The sequence below is a fragment of the Rhodococcus koreensis genome (genome assembly GCF_900105905.1).
In the GTDB taxonomy this organism is placed as follows: Bacteria; Actinomycetota; Actinomycetes; order Mycobacteriales; family Mycobacteriaceae; genus Rhodococcus_F; species Rhodococcus_F koreensis.
Window position 1 is genome coordinate 8,494,463 of the sequence record NZ_FNSV01000005.1, and the last position, 14,226, is coordinate 8,508,688.

The 14,226-nt window shown below is 65.4% G+C and carries 16 protein-coding genes and 1 pseudogene; 8 read left to right on the forward strand and 9 right to left on the reverse strand.

Going from position 1 to position 14,226, the window contains the following annotated elements; genetic code table 11:
* Window position 1: 1 nt before the first annotated feature.
* On the forward strand, window positions 2-649 hold the full coding sequence (locus BLV94_RS51885; protein WP_307718312.1) for a mannosyltransferase YkcB-related protein: 648 nt from the start codon (window positions 2-4) through the stop codon (window positions 647-649).
* A gap of 153 nt (window positions 650-802) precedes the next feature.
* Here the strand turns inward: BLV94_RS51885 and BLV94_RS43360 are convergent, their stop codons facing one another.
* Window positions 803-1,042, reverse strand: coding sequence for an MbtH family protein (locus tag BLV94_RS43360; RefSeq protein WP_072941615.1), 240 nt, complete (start codon window positions 1,040-1,042; stop codon window positions 803-805).
* Window positions 1,039-1,638: pseudogene (locus BLV94_RS51180) on the reverse strand (SidA/IucD/PvdA family monooxygenase); the annotation flags it as partial. The gene BLV94_RS43360 and the pseudogene BLV94_RS51180, both read right to left, overlap by 4 nt.
* Here BLV94_RS51180 and BLV94_RS51185 point away from each other — a divergent pair.
* Window positions 1,579-1,971 (forward strand): TetR/AcrR family transcriptional regulator C-terminal domain-containing protein, encoded by a 393-nt coding sequence (locus BLV94_RS51185; RefSeq protein WP_244163775.1) that lies wholly within the window; start codon window positions 1,579-1,581, stop codon window positions 1,969-1,971. The pseudogene BLV94_RS51180 and the gene BLV94_RS51185 sit on opposite strands and share 60 nt — an antisense overlap.
* 46 nt (window positions 1,972-2,017) lie before the next feature.
* On the opposite strand, the gene BLV94_RS43370 is transcribed toward BLV94_RS51185, so the two are convergent.
* Window positions 2,018-2,506, reverse strand: a complete 489-nt coding sequence (locus BLV94_RS43370; RefSeq protein WP_072941610.1) for an Rv1733c family protein — start codon at window positions 2,504-2,506, stop codon at window positions 2,018-2,020.
* A 265-nt stretch (window positions 2,507-2,771) separates the two neighbouring features.
* Between BLV94_RS43370 and BLV94_RS43375 the strand changes: the two genes are divergently transcribed.
* The 4 genes from BLV94_RS43375 (at window position 2,772) to BLV94_RS43390 (ending at window position 8,274) form a co-directional block, all read left to right on the forward strand.
* The gene (locus BLV94_RS43375) at window positions 2,772-4,166 is read left to right on the forward strand and encodes a protoporphyrinogen/coproporphyrinogen oxidase (protein ID WP_072941607.1); all 1,395 of its coding nucleotides are present in this window, start codon (window positions 2,772-2,774) and stop codon (window positions 4,164-4,166) included.
* A gap of 48 nt (window positions 4,167-4,214) precedes the next feature.
* Complete coding sequence (gene dapA, locus BLV94_RS43380) at window positions 4,215-5,108, forward strand: 4-hydroxy-tetrahydrodipicolinate synthase (protein ID WP_072941606.1); 894 nt, start codon at window positions 4,215-4,217, stop codon at window positions 5,106-5,108.
* 63 nt (window positions 5,109-5,171) lie between these two features.
* Window positions 5,172-6,605, forward strand: a complete 1,434-nt coding sequence (locus BLV94_RS43385) for an alanine/glycine:cation symporter family protein (protein ID WP_072941933.1) — start codon at window positions 5,172-5,174, stop codon at window positions 6,603-6,605.
* 163 nt (window positions 6,606-6,768) lie between these two features.
* Window positions 6,769-8,274, forward strand: a complete 1,506-nt coding sequence (locus tag BLV94_RS43390; RefSeq protein ID WP_072941932.1) for an aminobutyraldehyde dehydrogenase — start codon at window positions 6,769-6,771, stop codon at window positions 8,272-8,274.
* 1 nt (window position 8,275) lies between these two features.
* On the opposite strand, the gene BLV94_RS43395 is transcribed toward BLV94_RS43390, so the two are convergent.
* The 4 genes from BLV94_RS43395 to BLV94_RS43410 all read right to left on the reverse strand — a co-directional run bounded on the left by BLV94_RS43395 (window position 8,276) and on the right by BLV94_RS43410 (window position 11,318).
* Complete coding sequence (locus BLV94_RS43395; protein ID WP_072941603.1) at window positions 8,276-9,037, reverse strand: class I SAM-dependent methyltransferase; 762 nt, start codon at window positions 9,035-9,037, stop codon at window positions 8,276-8,278.
* A 64-nt stretch (window positions 9,038-9,101) separates the two neighbouring features.
* Entirely contained in the window at window positions 9,102-9,542 is a 441-nt protein-coding gene (locus tag BLV94_RS43400; RefSeq protein WP_072941602.1) for a VOC family protein, read from the reverse strand.
* A gap of 123 nt (window positions 9,543-9,665) precedes the next feature.
* Window positions 9,666-10,661 carry an SMI1/KNR4 family protein gene (locus tag BLV94_RS43405; RefSeq protein WP_072941599.1) on the reverse strand — a complete coding sequence of 332 codons (996 nt, stop codon included), beginning with the start codon at window positions 10,659-10,661 and terminating at the stop codon, window positions 9,666-9,668.
* 78 nt (window positions 10,662-10,739) lie between these two features.
* Window positions 10,740-11,318: a dihydrofolate reductase family protein gene (locus BLV94_RS43410; RefSeq protein WP_072941597.1), complete on the reverse strand. Its 579-nt coding sequence runs from the start codon at window positions 11,316-11,318 to the stop codon at window positions 10,740-10,742.
* A gap of 410 nt (window positions 11,319-11,728) precedes the next feature.
* On the opposite strand from BLV94_RS43410, the gene BLV94_RS43420 reads away from it, so the two are divergent.
* A complete protein-coding gene (locus tag BLV94_RS43420) occupies window positions 11,729-12,256 on the forward strand; it encodes an Rv2253 family sensor-like surface protein (RefSeq protein ID WP_072941593.1) in 528 nt (175 codons plus the stop codon).
* Between the two features lie 41 nt (window positions 12,257-12,297).
* On the opposite strand, the gene BLV94_RS43425 is transcribed toward BLV94_RS43420, so the two are convergent.
* Together BLV94_RS43425 and BLV94_RS43430 are read right to left on the reverse strand one after the other, a co-directional pair.
* Window positions 12,298-12,768: an MTB12 C-terminal domain-containing protein gene (locus tag BLV94_RS43425; protein WP_072941929.1), complete on the reverse strand. Its 471-nt coding sequence runs from the start codon at window positions 12,766-12,768 to the stop codon at window positions 12,298-12,300.
* 41 nt (window positions 12,769-12,809) lie between these two features.
* Entirely contained in the window at window positions 12,810-13,400 is a 591-nt protein-coding gene (locus BLV94_RS43430; RefSeq protein WP_072941926.1) for a dihydrofolate reductase family protein, read from the reverse strand.
* A gap of 199 nt (window positions 13,401-13,599) precedes the next feature.
* Here BLV94_RS43430 and BLV94_RS43435 point away from each other — a divergent pair, with 199 nt between their 5' ends.
* Window positions 13,600-14,226, forward strand: coding sequence for a class I SAM-dependent methyltransferase (locus BLV94_RS43435; protein ID WP_143051465.1), 627 nt, complete (start codon window positions 13,600-13,602; stop codon window positions 14,224-14,226).

Below are 14,226 nucleotides of genomic sequence, written 5' to 3' on the forward strand. Positions count from 1 at the left end.
CGTGTTCGCTGCCCTCGCGATCGTGCTGTCCCGGGCTGCGCGCCCGGTCCGGTGGCTCTCGACAGCAGCGCTCATTGCCGGTGTGGTCGCCGCGCTCGGCGGCCCCACCGCGTATGCGATCGAGACGATCGGGCAGCCGCACCTCGGGGGCGGCCCGACCGTCGGGCCCGCGGCCACGTCGCAGCCCGGCGGTCGCGGCGGCGGGATGTTCGGTGAGAACGCGGACAATCCCGAACTCGATCACCTGCTCGCGGCTACCGGCACCACATGGTCGGTGGCGATCGACCGCTCCTCGGCCGCCGCCGACCTCGAACTTTCCACCGGCACAGCGGTCATGGCGGTCGGCGGGTTCACCGGAAGTGACCCGGCGCCGACGCTCGGACAGTTCATCGACGACATCACCGGCCACCGGGTGACCTACTACATCGTCGAGAACCGAGGCGACGACCACCAGCCCAACACCGCACCCAACACGGCACCCGGCGCCGGCACCACCCGGCCGAGCGCGGCGGGTGCCGGCGGGATCCCGGCGAACGCCGCGGGACGGGAAAACCGGCACTCCGAGATCGCGGACTGGGTGACGGCCCACTTCCAGCCGACGACCGTGGGGTCGGCCACCGTGTACGACCTCTCGGACTACACCGGATGAGCAGTGACGAAAGGCCCGCCCCGACCGGAAGGGACCGCTGAGCCGCCGTCCACCGGCAACCGGTGGAGAGGGGCGCCAGCAGCCGCTGCATGTCGACAGCGGCCTGAGCGCCATGGACCTGTACGAGGGTGAATCCGCTCTGACTGCGACAGTTCAGCGCTGGGGCACAGGCACTGCAGCGACGGTGCCCATCATCTCGCGAAGACTGCGTGGACGCATATCGGTCCAGTTCTTCTCGACGTACGCTAGGCAAGCGGGGCGACTCGCCTCTCCGAACATGACATCCCAGCCCGCCGGGATCTGCGTGAAGATCGGCCACAACGAGTGCTGATCCTCGGCGTTCGCCAGAACGTGGAAGCGGCCGTCTTCATCGTCGAACGGGTTCGTGCTCATCGTGTTGCGCTCCCTGCGAACGTTGTTGCCGGAGTCACCCGGCGGGATGTTTCGGTACTGGGGTCGACCCGTACGCTGCAGCCCTCGCCACCTCGCCCGGTGACGACGGAGTCGAGAATTTCCCCTGCGCGCACCGCGACATTGGACAACAGTGACGAGGTGATTCCGTGTGTCTTTTCGGTACCGCCTTGCAGGTAGATTCCCGCGGTCACGGTTGCGGGTGTTGCGAGTCGGTAGTCGCGGGACACGATTTGCTCGGCGGTCTGCGTCGGTGCGAGCTCACCGAGAATGGGACGTAGTGGCGCCGGCTCAAACCCGGTCGCGAGCACAAGTGCGTCACACTCGAGTGTGTCGGTGGCCCCGCTGATGTGGTCGCGGACCACGACGTTGATACCGGTCGCGGTGTCGACGACCGAGTCGACACTCGATGCGCGGCGCATGAACAGCCGACGGTCGCCGCTGACTCGCTCGGCGTACTCGGCGCGATAGAGCTCGTCGATGAGCTCGATGTCGACGACGGAGTAGTTGGTACTGCGATGCCGTGCAAGAAGATCGGCTCGCACTTCGGCGGGTGCGCGGTGGAGTTCGTCGACGGCGCCCGACTGATCGCGTCGACGGGCGCGCGAAGTCCGAGTCTCGATAACGCGATCGAACAGATAGCGCTTCTGGAGGATGCGGGCTTCCGCGATACGGACGCCGCGCTGGCTCTGATCGCCATCTCGCGGTACACCATCGGTTCGGCGATCGAACAGCAGACGGCGGGTGACGGGGGTGAGATCGTCGTCGCCACCGATCGAACCGACGCGGCAGCGTCTCACTTCGTCGACATCGCACGGCGAGTCGTCGCCCTCGGCCAAGACCACGAGTTCGACACCGGCCTCGCGGCCTTCCTCCGTGGACTCGACCCCACATCGCGCTCGACGCAGTGAGCATCACCAGATCAGTCTGCATCGCCGCACTCTGGCTTATCGAGTGCTATCCCGGTGGGGTGTCGAGCTGTTTCCATTCGTACGCGCATTGCCGCAGTCGCTTTCGGTGCAGCAGTTTGCGTGTGAGTGTGGTGGGGACAAGGAGGGCGCCGGCGGACAGTGCCCAGACTCCGCAGGCCGCGGTCGCCGCGGTCGCCGCGAGGGCCGTGTTCTGCCGGCTGCTGGGGATGGGTCCGGTGAGTTTGCCATCGGCGCCGATGCTGATGGTGATTGTTTGACCGGCCTTGGCGGGGGTGTCAATGGGCACGACGGCGGTGTGCTCGCCGTGGGGTGTCGACCGGCGGGCGCGGGCGCTGTCTTTGGTGCCGGTGGGGCGGAGGGCGTCTTCGGGGGTGTCGGGTGCGGGGTGGGTGTCGTCGAGCAGGACGGCCGGGACCTGCTGCACACCAGCGCGGAGCGCGAGGGCTTGATGTTCGAGCCGGGTGTGGGTGGTCGTTCCGAATGCGGCGGCGAACGGGATCGCCAGCAGTATCACTTCCTGACCGGACGGTCAGCTCGCCACAGTCTTGGGAATCGCCGAAATTTCCGCGATTCGGGATTGCGTGATCTGTGATCACACTTTAGTCTTAGGTGGTCCGGGTATGACGGGCATCACCATCACACCCGATATGTGCGACTCGACCCGGCCTGGCTTTCAACGGCGCTACCGCAAGCCAGGACGGGCGTCCCGAAACAAGGATTCGCCAGCAACTCGCCGATGCCTCCGGTGGGGGACGCGGCGCTAGTCAAGGAGATACGAAGTGCGAGATGTAGTTGTTGTCGGCGCGGGCCTGGCCGGACTCTCTGCCGGTTGGCGGTTGCGTCATTGGGACACTCTTGTTCTGGAGTCCGACGAGCGCGTCGGTGGCCGTATTCGCTCCGAGCGTCGCGGGTCGTACTGGCTGAACTGGGGTGGCCACGTGTTCGCCGGCCCCGGATCGTCGACCGAAGCCCTGCTCAACGAGGCAGGCGTCATGTCGGTCGACATTCCCGGGTCGCTTCAGGCGCTCTCCATGAACGGGAAGTTCCTCAAAAAGGGACACATCGCCACCTACCCGTTCCGGATCCCGATGTCCCTGTCGGCGCGGATGGCGACCATGCGTGCCGGAATGAAGATCGTTGCGGGCGTCGGAAAGTACACCGGAGTGGTGCGGACGCGCGCCGGTGAGTCCGGCGCAATGCGACAGCAGCGAATCTACAACTTCGCGAACGACGAGTCGTTCCTCGATTTCGTCGGAGACCTGCCGGAGGATGCGGCCGCCCTGTTCAAGACCACCGTCACCCGGTCGGCCGGAAACATGGACCAGATCTCAGCCGGTGCAGGCATCGGATACTTCAGTTTGGTGCTCGGATTCGGACAGGGTCTGAGCCGCGGCATCGTCGGCGGACCCTCCACCCTCACCGAAGCCCTCGCCGCGTCGTTGGGCGAGCGCGTTCAGTTGGGTGCGGAGGTGCAGGAGGTCGTCCACAAGAAGGATTCGGTCGTCGTCCGCTACCGCCAAGACGGCCGTGACCACGAGGTAGAGGCGCGAACCGTCGTTCTCGCCACGACCGCGGACGTGTCGCATCGCGTCGGTGTCGATCTGCCGCAGGAGCTGCGTGAAGCGCTCGCGCAGGTCAAGTACGGACCCCACGTCAGCTCGGCGTTCCTCACCGACGAGAAGACGAAGCAGCCGTGGGACGACATCTACGCCATCGCTGCCCCGAAGCGTTCCTTCGCGATTGCCCTGAACCAGGCAAGCATCGTGCGCGGCAGCGAGTCCGTACGGCAGCCGGGTGGCAGCTTCATGACGTTCTCGCCGGCAGCCCTGGGTCAGGCACTGCTCGACAAGAGCGACGAAGAGGTCGTACAGACCCACCTCGCCGATCTCGAGCAGATCCTCGGGCCCGGATTCTCCGACACGGTCGTCGAGGCCAAGGCCGCGCGATGGAAGAATGCGTCGCCCTACAGCTTCCCGGGTCGCGCGAAGCTGCAGCCCACGCTGACTCGTGGAGCGGGTCGCGTCTTCCTGGCCGGCGACTATCTCGGAACGCTCTACACGGAAACGTCGATCACCTCCGGGTTCTCCGCCGCACAAGAGGTGACCAGTGTGCTCGCCACACACCGTCAGACACTTCACAGCAGCCCCGTAGCCGCACAGGCCGCCAGCGCCTGATATTCCGCACACCCCCCAACACCCGCCAACGATCCAGGAGTCACTCTTATGTCCAAGCAACTCAGCGGTGTCCTCACTGCATTGACCACCCCGTTCGACGCCGACGAGCAGATCGACGTGAACAAGCTCGAGGTCGTGGTGGACCGCTCGATCAAGGCGGGCGTCGACGGAGTCGTCGCCGCGGGATCGACCGGTGAGGTCGGGGCGCTGTCGTCGGACGAGCGCCGGCGGCTCGTCGACACGGTCATCGAACATGCCGATGGCCGGGTGCCCGTCATCGCTCAGACCGGTGCCACGACAACTGCCGAAGCCATCCGCCTTTCCCGCGCCGCCGAGAAGTCGGGTGCAGACGTGCTCATGCTGATCACCCCGTTCTACGAGCCGCTCTCGACCGAAGAGACGGTGGCGTACATCAAGGATGTCGCTTCGTCGGTGGAACTGCCGATCATGCTGTACAACATCCCCGCGGTCACCGGTGTGAACCTGGACCCCGCCACCGTTCGCTCGCTGGCCGAAGAGGTCGACAACATCCGCTACATCAAGGACTCGAGCGCGAACTGGGAACAGGCACTGCAGCTGATCCACCACCACAGTGACGTGATCGGTACGTTCATCGGCTGGGACTCCTACATCTACAGTGCTCTGGTCGAGGGCGCTGCCGGAGTCATGGCAGGTGCCGCAAACGTGGTTCCGGACGAGATCGTCGCAGTCAACCGGCTCATCGCCGACGGCGACCTCCACGGCGCGCTCGCCAAGTGGCGTGACCTGTACCCGGTGATCGATTCGATGATCTCCGTTCCGTTCATCTCCGCCGTCAAGGCGGGACTTGCCCTGCAGGGCGAGCCGGTCGGCGCTCCCCGTCGACCCACGGCCGAGCTCCCCGCCGAGCAGGTCGAGCGAATCGGACGAGCTCTGAAGAAGCTCGCTGACCGGAACGGGTAAATCGTGCCGGAAATCGACTGGGCCGAGTTACTCACGACTCTGGCAGACGGAATCTGGGGACCGATGGCCTATGTCGTCCTGGGCCTGGGGTTGGCATACACCATCGCCATGAAAGGCATTCAATTCCGGCGCATTCCCGACATGATTCGCCAGCTGAGGGAGCACAGCGAGGGGGAGGGAGGCCTGTCCTCCTTCCAAGCGCTCGTGCTCGCTCTCGGGAGCCGCGTCGGTGTCGGAAGTATCGCGGGCGTCGCAACCGCGGTCGGCGGTGGTGGACCGGGCGCACTGCTGTGGATGGCCGTGACCGGTCTCGTCGGCTGTACCGTCGGGTACGCCGAGGCCACCCTCGCGCAGGTGTTCAAACGTCAGGTGGAGGACGAGGACCGGAAGAAGGCCGGCGAGGACATCGGCGGCATGCCGTACTACATCAAGTACGGCCTGAAGCTTCCGAAGGTCGCGGCGCTCATCGCGTTTCTCGGGCTGGTCGGCTACGGCTTCATGTTCCCCGGGTTCCAGGTCAGCACCATCGCTTCCAGTGCTCAGCTGGCGTTCGGCTTGCCGAGCTGGGTGCCTGCGGTCTTCGTCACCGCGCTGATCGCTTTGGTGATCTTCGGCGGCACGACGCGGATCGTCAAAGTCACCCAGACTCTCGTTCCGACTCTTGCAATCGGGTACCTCGTGCTGGCACTGGCCGTGATCTTCGCGAACCTCGAAAGCGTCCCCGACGCAATCAAGCTCATCGTGAACTCGGCGTTCGGTATCGATCCCGTTTTGGGCGGTATCGCGGGCGCCGCAGTCGCGTGGGGTGTTCGCCGGGCGGTCTTCGCGTCGGCGAACGGCATCGGTGAGGCCACCTTCGCGGCCGCGGCGGCGCGGACCTCGCATCCCGGCAAGCAGGGCCTGGTCCAGACGTTCAGCATCTACATCGACGTCCTGCTGATCTGCATGGCAACGGGTTTGATGATGGTGGTGTCCGGCCAGTACAACGTCTCGGACGGCTCCGGCGGACATCTCGTCGAGAATCTTCCCGGCGTCGAGGCAGGGCCGAACTGGGTCCAGAAGTCCATCGACACACTGGCGCCGGGGTGGGGTGCGGGCTTCATCGCCGTAGCAGTGTTCCTGTTCGGCTTCACCTGTCTGCTGCTGTACTACTACGTGGCGAACTCGAATCTCCTGTTCCTGCTGAACGGGCGAAAGGGACCGGTGCCCAAGCTGATTCTCAAGATCGGCACGCTCACGATCGTCTTCGTGGGTTCCGTGGTGAACGCCGGAATCGTCTGGGCCATCGGCGATATCGGGCTCGGAATGATTGCCTGGATCAACCTCGCCTGCCTGGTCCTGCTGTTCCCCATGGTCTACAAGGTCTACCGCGACTTCGAGCAGCAGAAGAAGCGCGGACTCGACCCGACCTTCGACCCGAAGTCGCTCGGCATCGAAGGAGCCGACTTCTGGGAGGAAAGCAGCGCCACGACCGTTACAGCGGATCGCAAAGATTGAGCTCTTCGTTCGAGGACCGTGCACGGCGTCGATGTGACGCTGTGCGCGGTCCTTCGCGCGGAACCCGCGTGATGGGGGCGCGCTTCCTTCGCGAGTTCTTACCCGTCGGAACCACGCCGACGCGCCAGTTCGATTTTCATAGAACACCATGGAGGTTCGTCCGATGTCCATCCCCACTCATACTGGACACACGTCGGTCCGTCGACCCACCGACGGTTCACTGAAGGTCTCCGATGATCTCCCGCCGTTGCAGCATTACATCGGCGGAGAATTCGTCGACGGCGAGACCGACTCGTTCACGGACATCGTCGACCCCTCCACCGAAACCGTCATCACCCGAATCCCCGAAGGCACCGCCGCAGATGTCGACCGAGCCGTCGTCGCCGCGGTCGCCGCCAAGCCCGACTGGGCGCGGCTGGTCCCCAAACAACGCTCGGAAATACTGCACCGCATCGCAGACCGACTCGAGCAGAACTCCGAGATCCTCGCCCGCCTCGAATCTGCTAACACCGGCAAACCGTTCGAGGTCTCGAACGACGACGTCGCCGGCGCCATCGACACCTTCCGATTCATGGCAGGCGCACTGCGCGCCACCACCTCCCTCTCCGCGGGCGACTACGCCGAGCACCACCTCTCGCTCATCTTGCGTGAACCCCTCGGCGTCGTCGGCGTCGTCACTCCGTGGAACTACCCCCTGCTGATGGCCGCCTGGAAACTCGCACCGATCCTCGCCGCCGGGAACACCGTCGTCATCAAACCCTCCGAGCAGACCCCACTGACGACGCTCAAGTTCGCCGAACTCGTCGGTGACCTACTGCCTGCAGGTGTCCTGAACGTCGTCACCGGACTCGGTGCCTCGGTCGGAGCACGCCTCACCGAACATCCCGACCTCGACATGATCGCCCTCACCGGATCGGTCGGCAGCGGCAAAGCCGTCGCACGCGGCGCAGCGGAATCCCTCAAACGCGTTCACCTCGAGCTGGGCGGCAAGGCACCCGTGGTGATCTTCGCCGACGCAGACCTTGACGACGCCGCCGTTTCCCTGCGCGCGGCGAGCTACTGGAACTCCGGCCAGGAATGCGGCGCCGCCTGCCGCATCCTTGTCCACGAATCGGTCGCCGACGCCTTCGTCGACAAACTCGTCGCGCAGGTTGCCACTTTCGTCGTCGGCGAACCTGCCGTCGGCGACGTCGAAATCGGACCCCTCGTGTCGAAGGCGCATTACGACCGCGTCGCCGGATACCTCGAACGCGCTGCGCAGCAGGGAATCACCGCGGCCATCGGCGGAGCGCCACTGGACGGCCCCGGCTACTTCGTCGCACCGACCGTGCTCGTCGGTGTGCCCGACGGCGCCGAATGTGCACGCGAGGAAATCTTCGGCCCCGTCGTCACCGTCGAAACCTTCACCGATGAGGACGACGCCATCCGCCGCGCCAACGATGTCCCCTTCGGGCTGTCCGCATCGGTCTGGACCGAGAACGCCCGTCGCAGCCACGATGTCGCCGCACGCATCGACGCCGGAACCGTGTGGGTGAATTCCCATCTCGTCCTCGCGAACGAAGTCCCCTGGGGCGGGTTCAAAGGATCCGGCTACGGACGTGACCTGTCGGTCTACGCACTCGACGAATACTCCCGCACCAAACACATCATGCACAACCACGGGCGCTGACCTACCGCCGATCCGCGCACGGAATCTTGGCGGGGGTCGATGCGACGAGCCAGGTCATATAGTGCTCGACCACGGTGCCTCCGAGTTCCCGGACAGCGGCGGCAGCGCGGTCGGCCTCCTCTGCGGTCCAGTCGCTGAACGTCGAGAACAGCCGGAACACCTGCCGGTCGTTCAGTTCGATGTTCCACCGGAACGTGCGGACCACGTCGACGGTGAACAGGCCCGAACGAATCAACTCCGCGGTGAGCGCTGAAACATCCTCCGGATCGCGTCCGGGGCGTGGTGGTGTGCCGCGGTCCTGCACGATCCGTGCGACCTGCTCCCGGAACGGGGTCCCGGCATCGGGGTCTCCGAAGACGTTCCGCCACACCAGGAACCTCCCCTCGTGGGTCAGCGCGCGGTGGACCTTCGGAAGAGCGACAGCGAGATCGATCCAGTGAATGGAAGTGGCCGCGATCGCGATATCGAAGCCATTCTCCGGAAGCTCGGCGTCCTCGACGCGTTCGACGATGACGGCCGCGTCCGGATATGCACGTCGAAGGTGTGCGGCGAGTTGAGGGCCGGGCTCCACCGCAGTGACGTTCAGGCCCGCGGCGAGCAGGGGACCGGTCGCCTGCCCGGTTCCCGCTCCGATGTCCAGGGCGCGGCGGCCGGGCTGGAGAACACCGAGACGGCGAAGACCGTCCCACAGGGCCGGCGGATACGGCGGCCGCGCCTCACCGTAGGTGTCGGCGTGCGCCTCGAAGTGCATCGGGTCGACCACGTTCGAAAGTCTATGCTCCTGTGCAGACCGGCCTGGTCACCGATCTCCTGTCGGCAACGTGCCGTCAGTTCAGCTCCTCGGCCAACGCGACGATGATCCCCGCGGGGCCGCGGACGTAGCAGAGCCGGTAGCTGTCCTGGTACTGCGCCATCTGTCCCACGAGTTCCGCGCCGTGGGCTCGCAGACCGGCGACAGTGTCGTCGATATCGTCGACGGCGAACATGATGCTCCGTAGACCCAGCGTGTTCCCCAGTGCGTTCTTCGGCTCGGCGCTGACCGCCGTCGGGTTGTGGAACTTCGTCAGCTCGAGCCGGCCGTGGCCGTCCGGGGTCCGCATCATCGTGATGTCGACTCGGACGCCGTCGAGCCCGTTGATGCGGTCCACCCAAGGTCCCTCGATCCGCGCCTCGCCCTCCCGCTCCATACCGAGTTCGACAAAGAACGCAATAGCAGCCTCGAGGTCGTCGACGACGACGCTCACGTGGTCCATCCGCTGAATCGCCATGTGGTTCTCCTTCGTGGTCGCGCGGCCTTTCGTGGCCGCCGGTGTGCCTGGGACGGAGTCGGCGCCACATTCTCGACATCCGTGTACAGAGTCCAGCAGACAAGTCCTGATCGGTGCGCGGTTTCAGGGCCGGCACTGCCAGTTCAGTTTCCCGTCGGTCACAGCGGGCGTCCATCCACCGCCGAACGGGATGAACCCGGGCAGGTAGGTGAACGCGGTCTCGCCTGCGGAATTGCCACCCGCGGGTGCGCCGCCCATTTCTTCGTCGAGCTCTCCCCAGGTGTCGAGTTCCATCTGCCGCTCCTCGACGAGGCGTTCGAGGTCGAACAGTTCGTGGGCCGGCAACAACGCCACCCAATTCTCGTGCGGAAATCCGCTGATCTGCTCGAAGAATGCCGTCAGCTCGTATGGCCACTCGACGCCGGTGGCGTCGACGGCCTGGGTGATCTGTGCCCGGTCCGCACCGGCGATCGGCGCGGGGGTCAGGTGTGTGCGGATCCAGTGGGCGATCCGCGTCCACTGCTCGATGACCGCGTGGGCGGCGTCTTCCTGCAGGACAGCGGAACGATGAATCGTGCCGGCAGGGTCTGTGGCGGGTGAGGGCGCCGGCCGGGTCGGAACTGTGGTGAGCATCCGGGGGAGGTAGGAGTCGCCGACTTTCGCAGTCGTCAGTGGCAACGGGTGCTCGGTGGGCGACAGCTGCAGCAAGACAGCCACGTCGCCCCGGTCGGCGTCCCGTCCTCGCGCGTGGACCCGGATGTGCCATGAACCGGGCGAGATGTCGTCCACCGTGGTCACTCCCGCGATGTCCTCGATGGAGGTCTCGGTCCCTGCAGGATGCGGGATCAGTGAGTGTGGGCCAGTCACCGCGAACGTGCCTTCCTCGATCGTCTCCCACTCGGTCATCGTGGTCGTCGGCGGTGTGGTCCGTACGCTGATGCCGACCTCCGCCGGGCCGTATGTCACACCCGTGTAGACCACGACGAAGTCGGTGCCCATGACGATGAGACGTCCACACGAATCGGAGCTCAGGTCGCCGTTCTGGATCCCGGCGCCGCCCTCCAGAGTTTGGACGAAGAGGACAGGAACCCCGAGATCGATCGTTCGGCGTGTGTCCATCCACGGATGATGTCATCCGGTATGCCGATCCGTCGAAGACGGAGCGGTAATTCTACTCGCGCATCGGGAATCGGTAGGTCAATGGAGCGTGGGTCGGTAGATGAGCTCCTGAATGTGACCGTCGAGCGTCCGGTTCTCGAGCAGTTCCAGGTCGAAGTCGGCCGCACCCTGGAAGATCGGGTCGTCACCGGTCTGACCGGTGATCACTGGGAAGAGCGTCACCTGCAGGCGGTCGACGAGTCCGGCGGCCAACAGCGCCCGGTTCATCGACAGGCTGCCGTGGGAGCGCAGCGGCACGTCGGACTCCTGCTTGAGCCGGGCGACGATGTCGACGGCGTCACCGCTCACGATGGTCGCGTCCGGCCAGTCGAGAGGTCCTTTCAACCTCGTCGACACCACCGTTGCAGGCAGACTCCTCATCCGCGTGACCCACGGGTCACGCACTTCGGACTCTTCGGTGCTCGATGCCAGCATTTGCGCAAATGCCCGATACGTGTTGGCCCCGAAGACCATCCGCTGCTCCGACTCGTACAAGGAAAGGCGGTGGTCGAGCAACTCGGGGCCCTGCTTGCCCCAGTATCCTCCCCAGTCGCCGCCGCTGACGCCGCCGTAGCCGTCGAGGCTGGAAAAGACGTCGAAGGTGTAGGTCGCGGTCATGTCGTTCTCCTCGAGTCACGTTTTGATCGATGTAGGTACAGACTGGGAACCACTGCAAAACTCATCGTCGTCGACAAGGCGCAGCGTTGCGCAGGGTTCCGTGAGGTGGCTCGCGGGTCGACAGCCGGGGGTCGCGCTGTAGCGGGCGGATCAGATCCCCTCTGTCAGAGGGGCGAACTACTCTTACCATCGCGACGAGCAACAGGTCGCCACTCACTGCCGAGACCGGTGATCTGATCACGGTCCTGATCTGCGGAGTTCCGCGGATTGGCAGGCGTGCGGCGACCTGTTTCTCTGTGCAGAGCGGGCGACTCCAATCATTCTGGGGCTGCTTGGTCGCCGCGATCCCGGTTACCACCGCGGGACACATACACCCACCGCGCTGCCGACGCCTGTGATTCAATCGCGTCATGCGCAAGTCACTGCTGATAGTCGCGTTGATCGCGTCCTGGTCGGTTGCCGGGGCTGTGCCTGCGGGGGCGGCACCGACGCAGCCGTCCTGGTCGGGGGAGTATTCGCTGAAGCGCTTCGCCGCGACGAAGACCGGCACGAGTTTGGCCGCGCGGCAGTGGGAGCCCGACTTCTCCGATACGTACCGATTCGAGACGAGTTGCAAGGACGACTCCTGCGTTGCGACCGTGACCGATGGACCCACGCCGGCCAATCCGACACTGCCGCTACCGCCGCGATACACCTGGGACGGGACCAGTTGGGTCCACACCTACGACTGGGAGTGGGACTGCTACCAGGGCGAGGGTGTGCCGAAGGTGTGGGCGCCGGCGCACTCGGTTGCGTACTACACACCGCAGCCAGACGGGACGCTGACCGGTTCCTGGCGTACCGACATCGACAGCGGCCCGTGCGAAGGCTCGGTGCTCATGGACGTCGCCGCCTATCCCGTCCAGCCGCCACCCGGACCATTCGGCAGCAGTTCATAGGGCGCGGACGCACAGCGGCCGCGAACCGGCTGAGCCCTTGCCTAGCAGCCGGCCTGTGAGCATGCCCAGCTTCTGGCGATCTTCCATGCTCCGTCTTCGGCGACGAACGGAATCGGAGACCCTTCCGGCTGTGCCTGCCCTTGTAAGACGGGGTTGCCGAAGGCGAGTAAGGATCCGTCGCCACGGTCCACCACTAGGTGGAACTCGACCGTCATTCCCTCTTGAACGAACTTCTGGGCGAGCCGTGGATCGGCGTCATCGACGCCCTGAATCAGATTCACTCGGTCGGACAACGGGACGTCGTAGTCGAGGGCAGTGTTGTACAGAGCGGTCAGCTCGTCCGCCGTCGGGAGCAATCCCGGAATGTCGGGTGTGGCCGGCACGGATGACGTTGCTTCCACTCCCACCGAGGGGGGTGCTGACTCGCCGCCGTGGGAACTGCACGCAGCCATCAGCACCGACGTGGCGACGACGACGCCGGCGATCGGTATCGACTTGAACCGAAACGTCATCGACGAATCCTTCGTGGTGAGGAATGCAACTGTTCGTGCCACTATGACAGTTCGATGCTCGCTTCCGGCCCGTAGGACTCGTCGCGGGCGCACCGGTAGCGCTCATAGATCACGCGCGAGCCGAACGTCCTGGTCTCGACGAGGTCCAGCGGGACGTCTTCGGTGACCGGCGGCAGGAACGGCGTGCCGCCTCCGACGACGATCGGATTGCGGAACATGCGCAGCTCGTCGACGAGACCGAGCTCGATTGCTGCCGCGGCCAGACCGGCGCCCCCGATCGCGACGTCCTTGTCGGTCGCGTCGAGCGCTGCGGCGGCCTCCTCGGCCACCGACGCCTCGGCGAGCCGGGCGTTGCCGTGAACGCTGTCGAGCGTGCGGCTGAAGACGACCTTCGGGATAGTGCACCAGACGTCGGCGAACGCGGCCTGAAGCTCGTTGTCGCGCATCGACGGATCCGTGTCCCACGGCAGCATGGTCTCGTAAAGCCTGCGGCCGCACAGATAGCCGCCGAGCTCGCGTATCTGCTCGACGTGGAAACGGAACTGCTCGTCGTTGGGCACCGTCCACCCGAATCCGCCCTCCCGGTCGGCGATGAAGCCGTCCACCGAGACGCTCATCGAGTAGATCAACATGGCAATGTCACCGTTGAGCTGGACATCCCGCTCTCCATCCTTCTGCACGCTGCTCTGCCACACACTGCAACCGATCGCGAGACGACAACGGATCGTCGTGGGCGGTCCACGCGATCGTACGGCGGTTGTCGACGCCAGGTGCCGACTCGCCCCGGGGAGGATCGGCACTCGCAGCACCCGATCGACGATCATTGACGGCATGGCGAACACGAGAATCCAGCCGGGCGACATCGTCCGAGAGTCGTACTCGGCCAGATCCCAGGAGTACACGGATCTCTTCGGCTCCATGACTTCGACGCACCCGTCCGATCGGGCCCTGGTGAGCAGCTGGGCCGCCGCCCTGACGGGTCCCGTGCTCGACGCCGGGTGCGGTCCGGGGCAGTGGACCGACTTCTTGGCCGCGTGCGGAGCCGCTGTGAGCGGAATTGATCTCGTTCCCGAGTTCGTCGAACGTGCTCGCGCGCAATATCCGGACCTCTCCTTCGGCGTCGGCAGCTTCGAGACGTTGGACGTCGCGACAGAATCACTGGGTGGTGTGCTGTCCTGGTACTCGCTCATTCATCACGGTCCACAGGACATCGAAATTCCGCTCGCCGAGTTCGCGCGCGTGATCCGACCGGGCGGAGGGCTTCTGGTCGGCTTCTTCGAAGGAGCAACCGTCGAGACTTTCGACCATGCCGTGACCACTGCCCATCGTTGGCCGGTTGCCGAACTCGGCCGGCAATTGGCCCAGGCCGGCTTCGAGGTGATCGAGACACATACCCGAACCGGGAGCGGCTACAGGCCTCACGGCGCAATCACCGCACGCCGGCAGAGCATCCGGTGA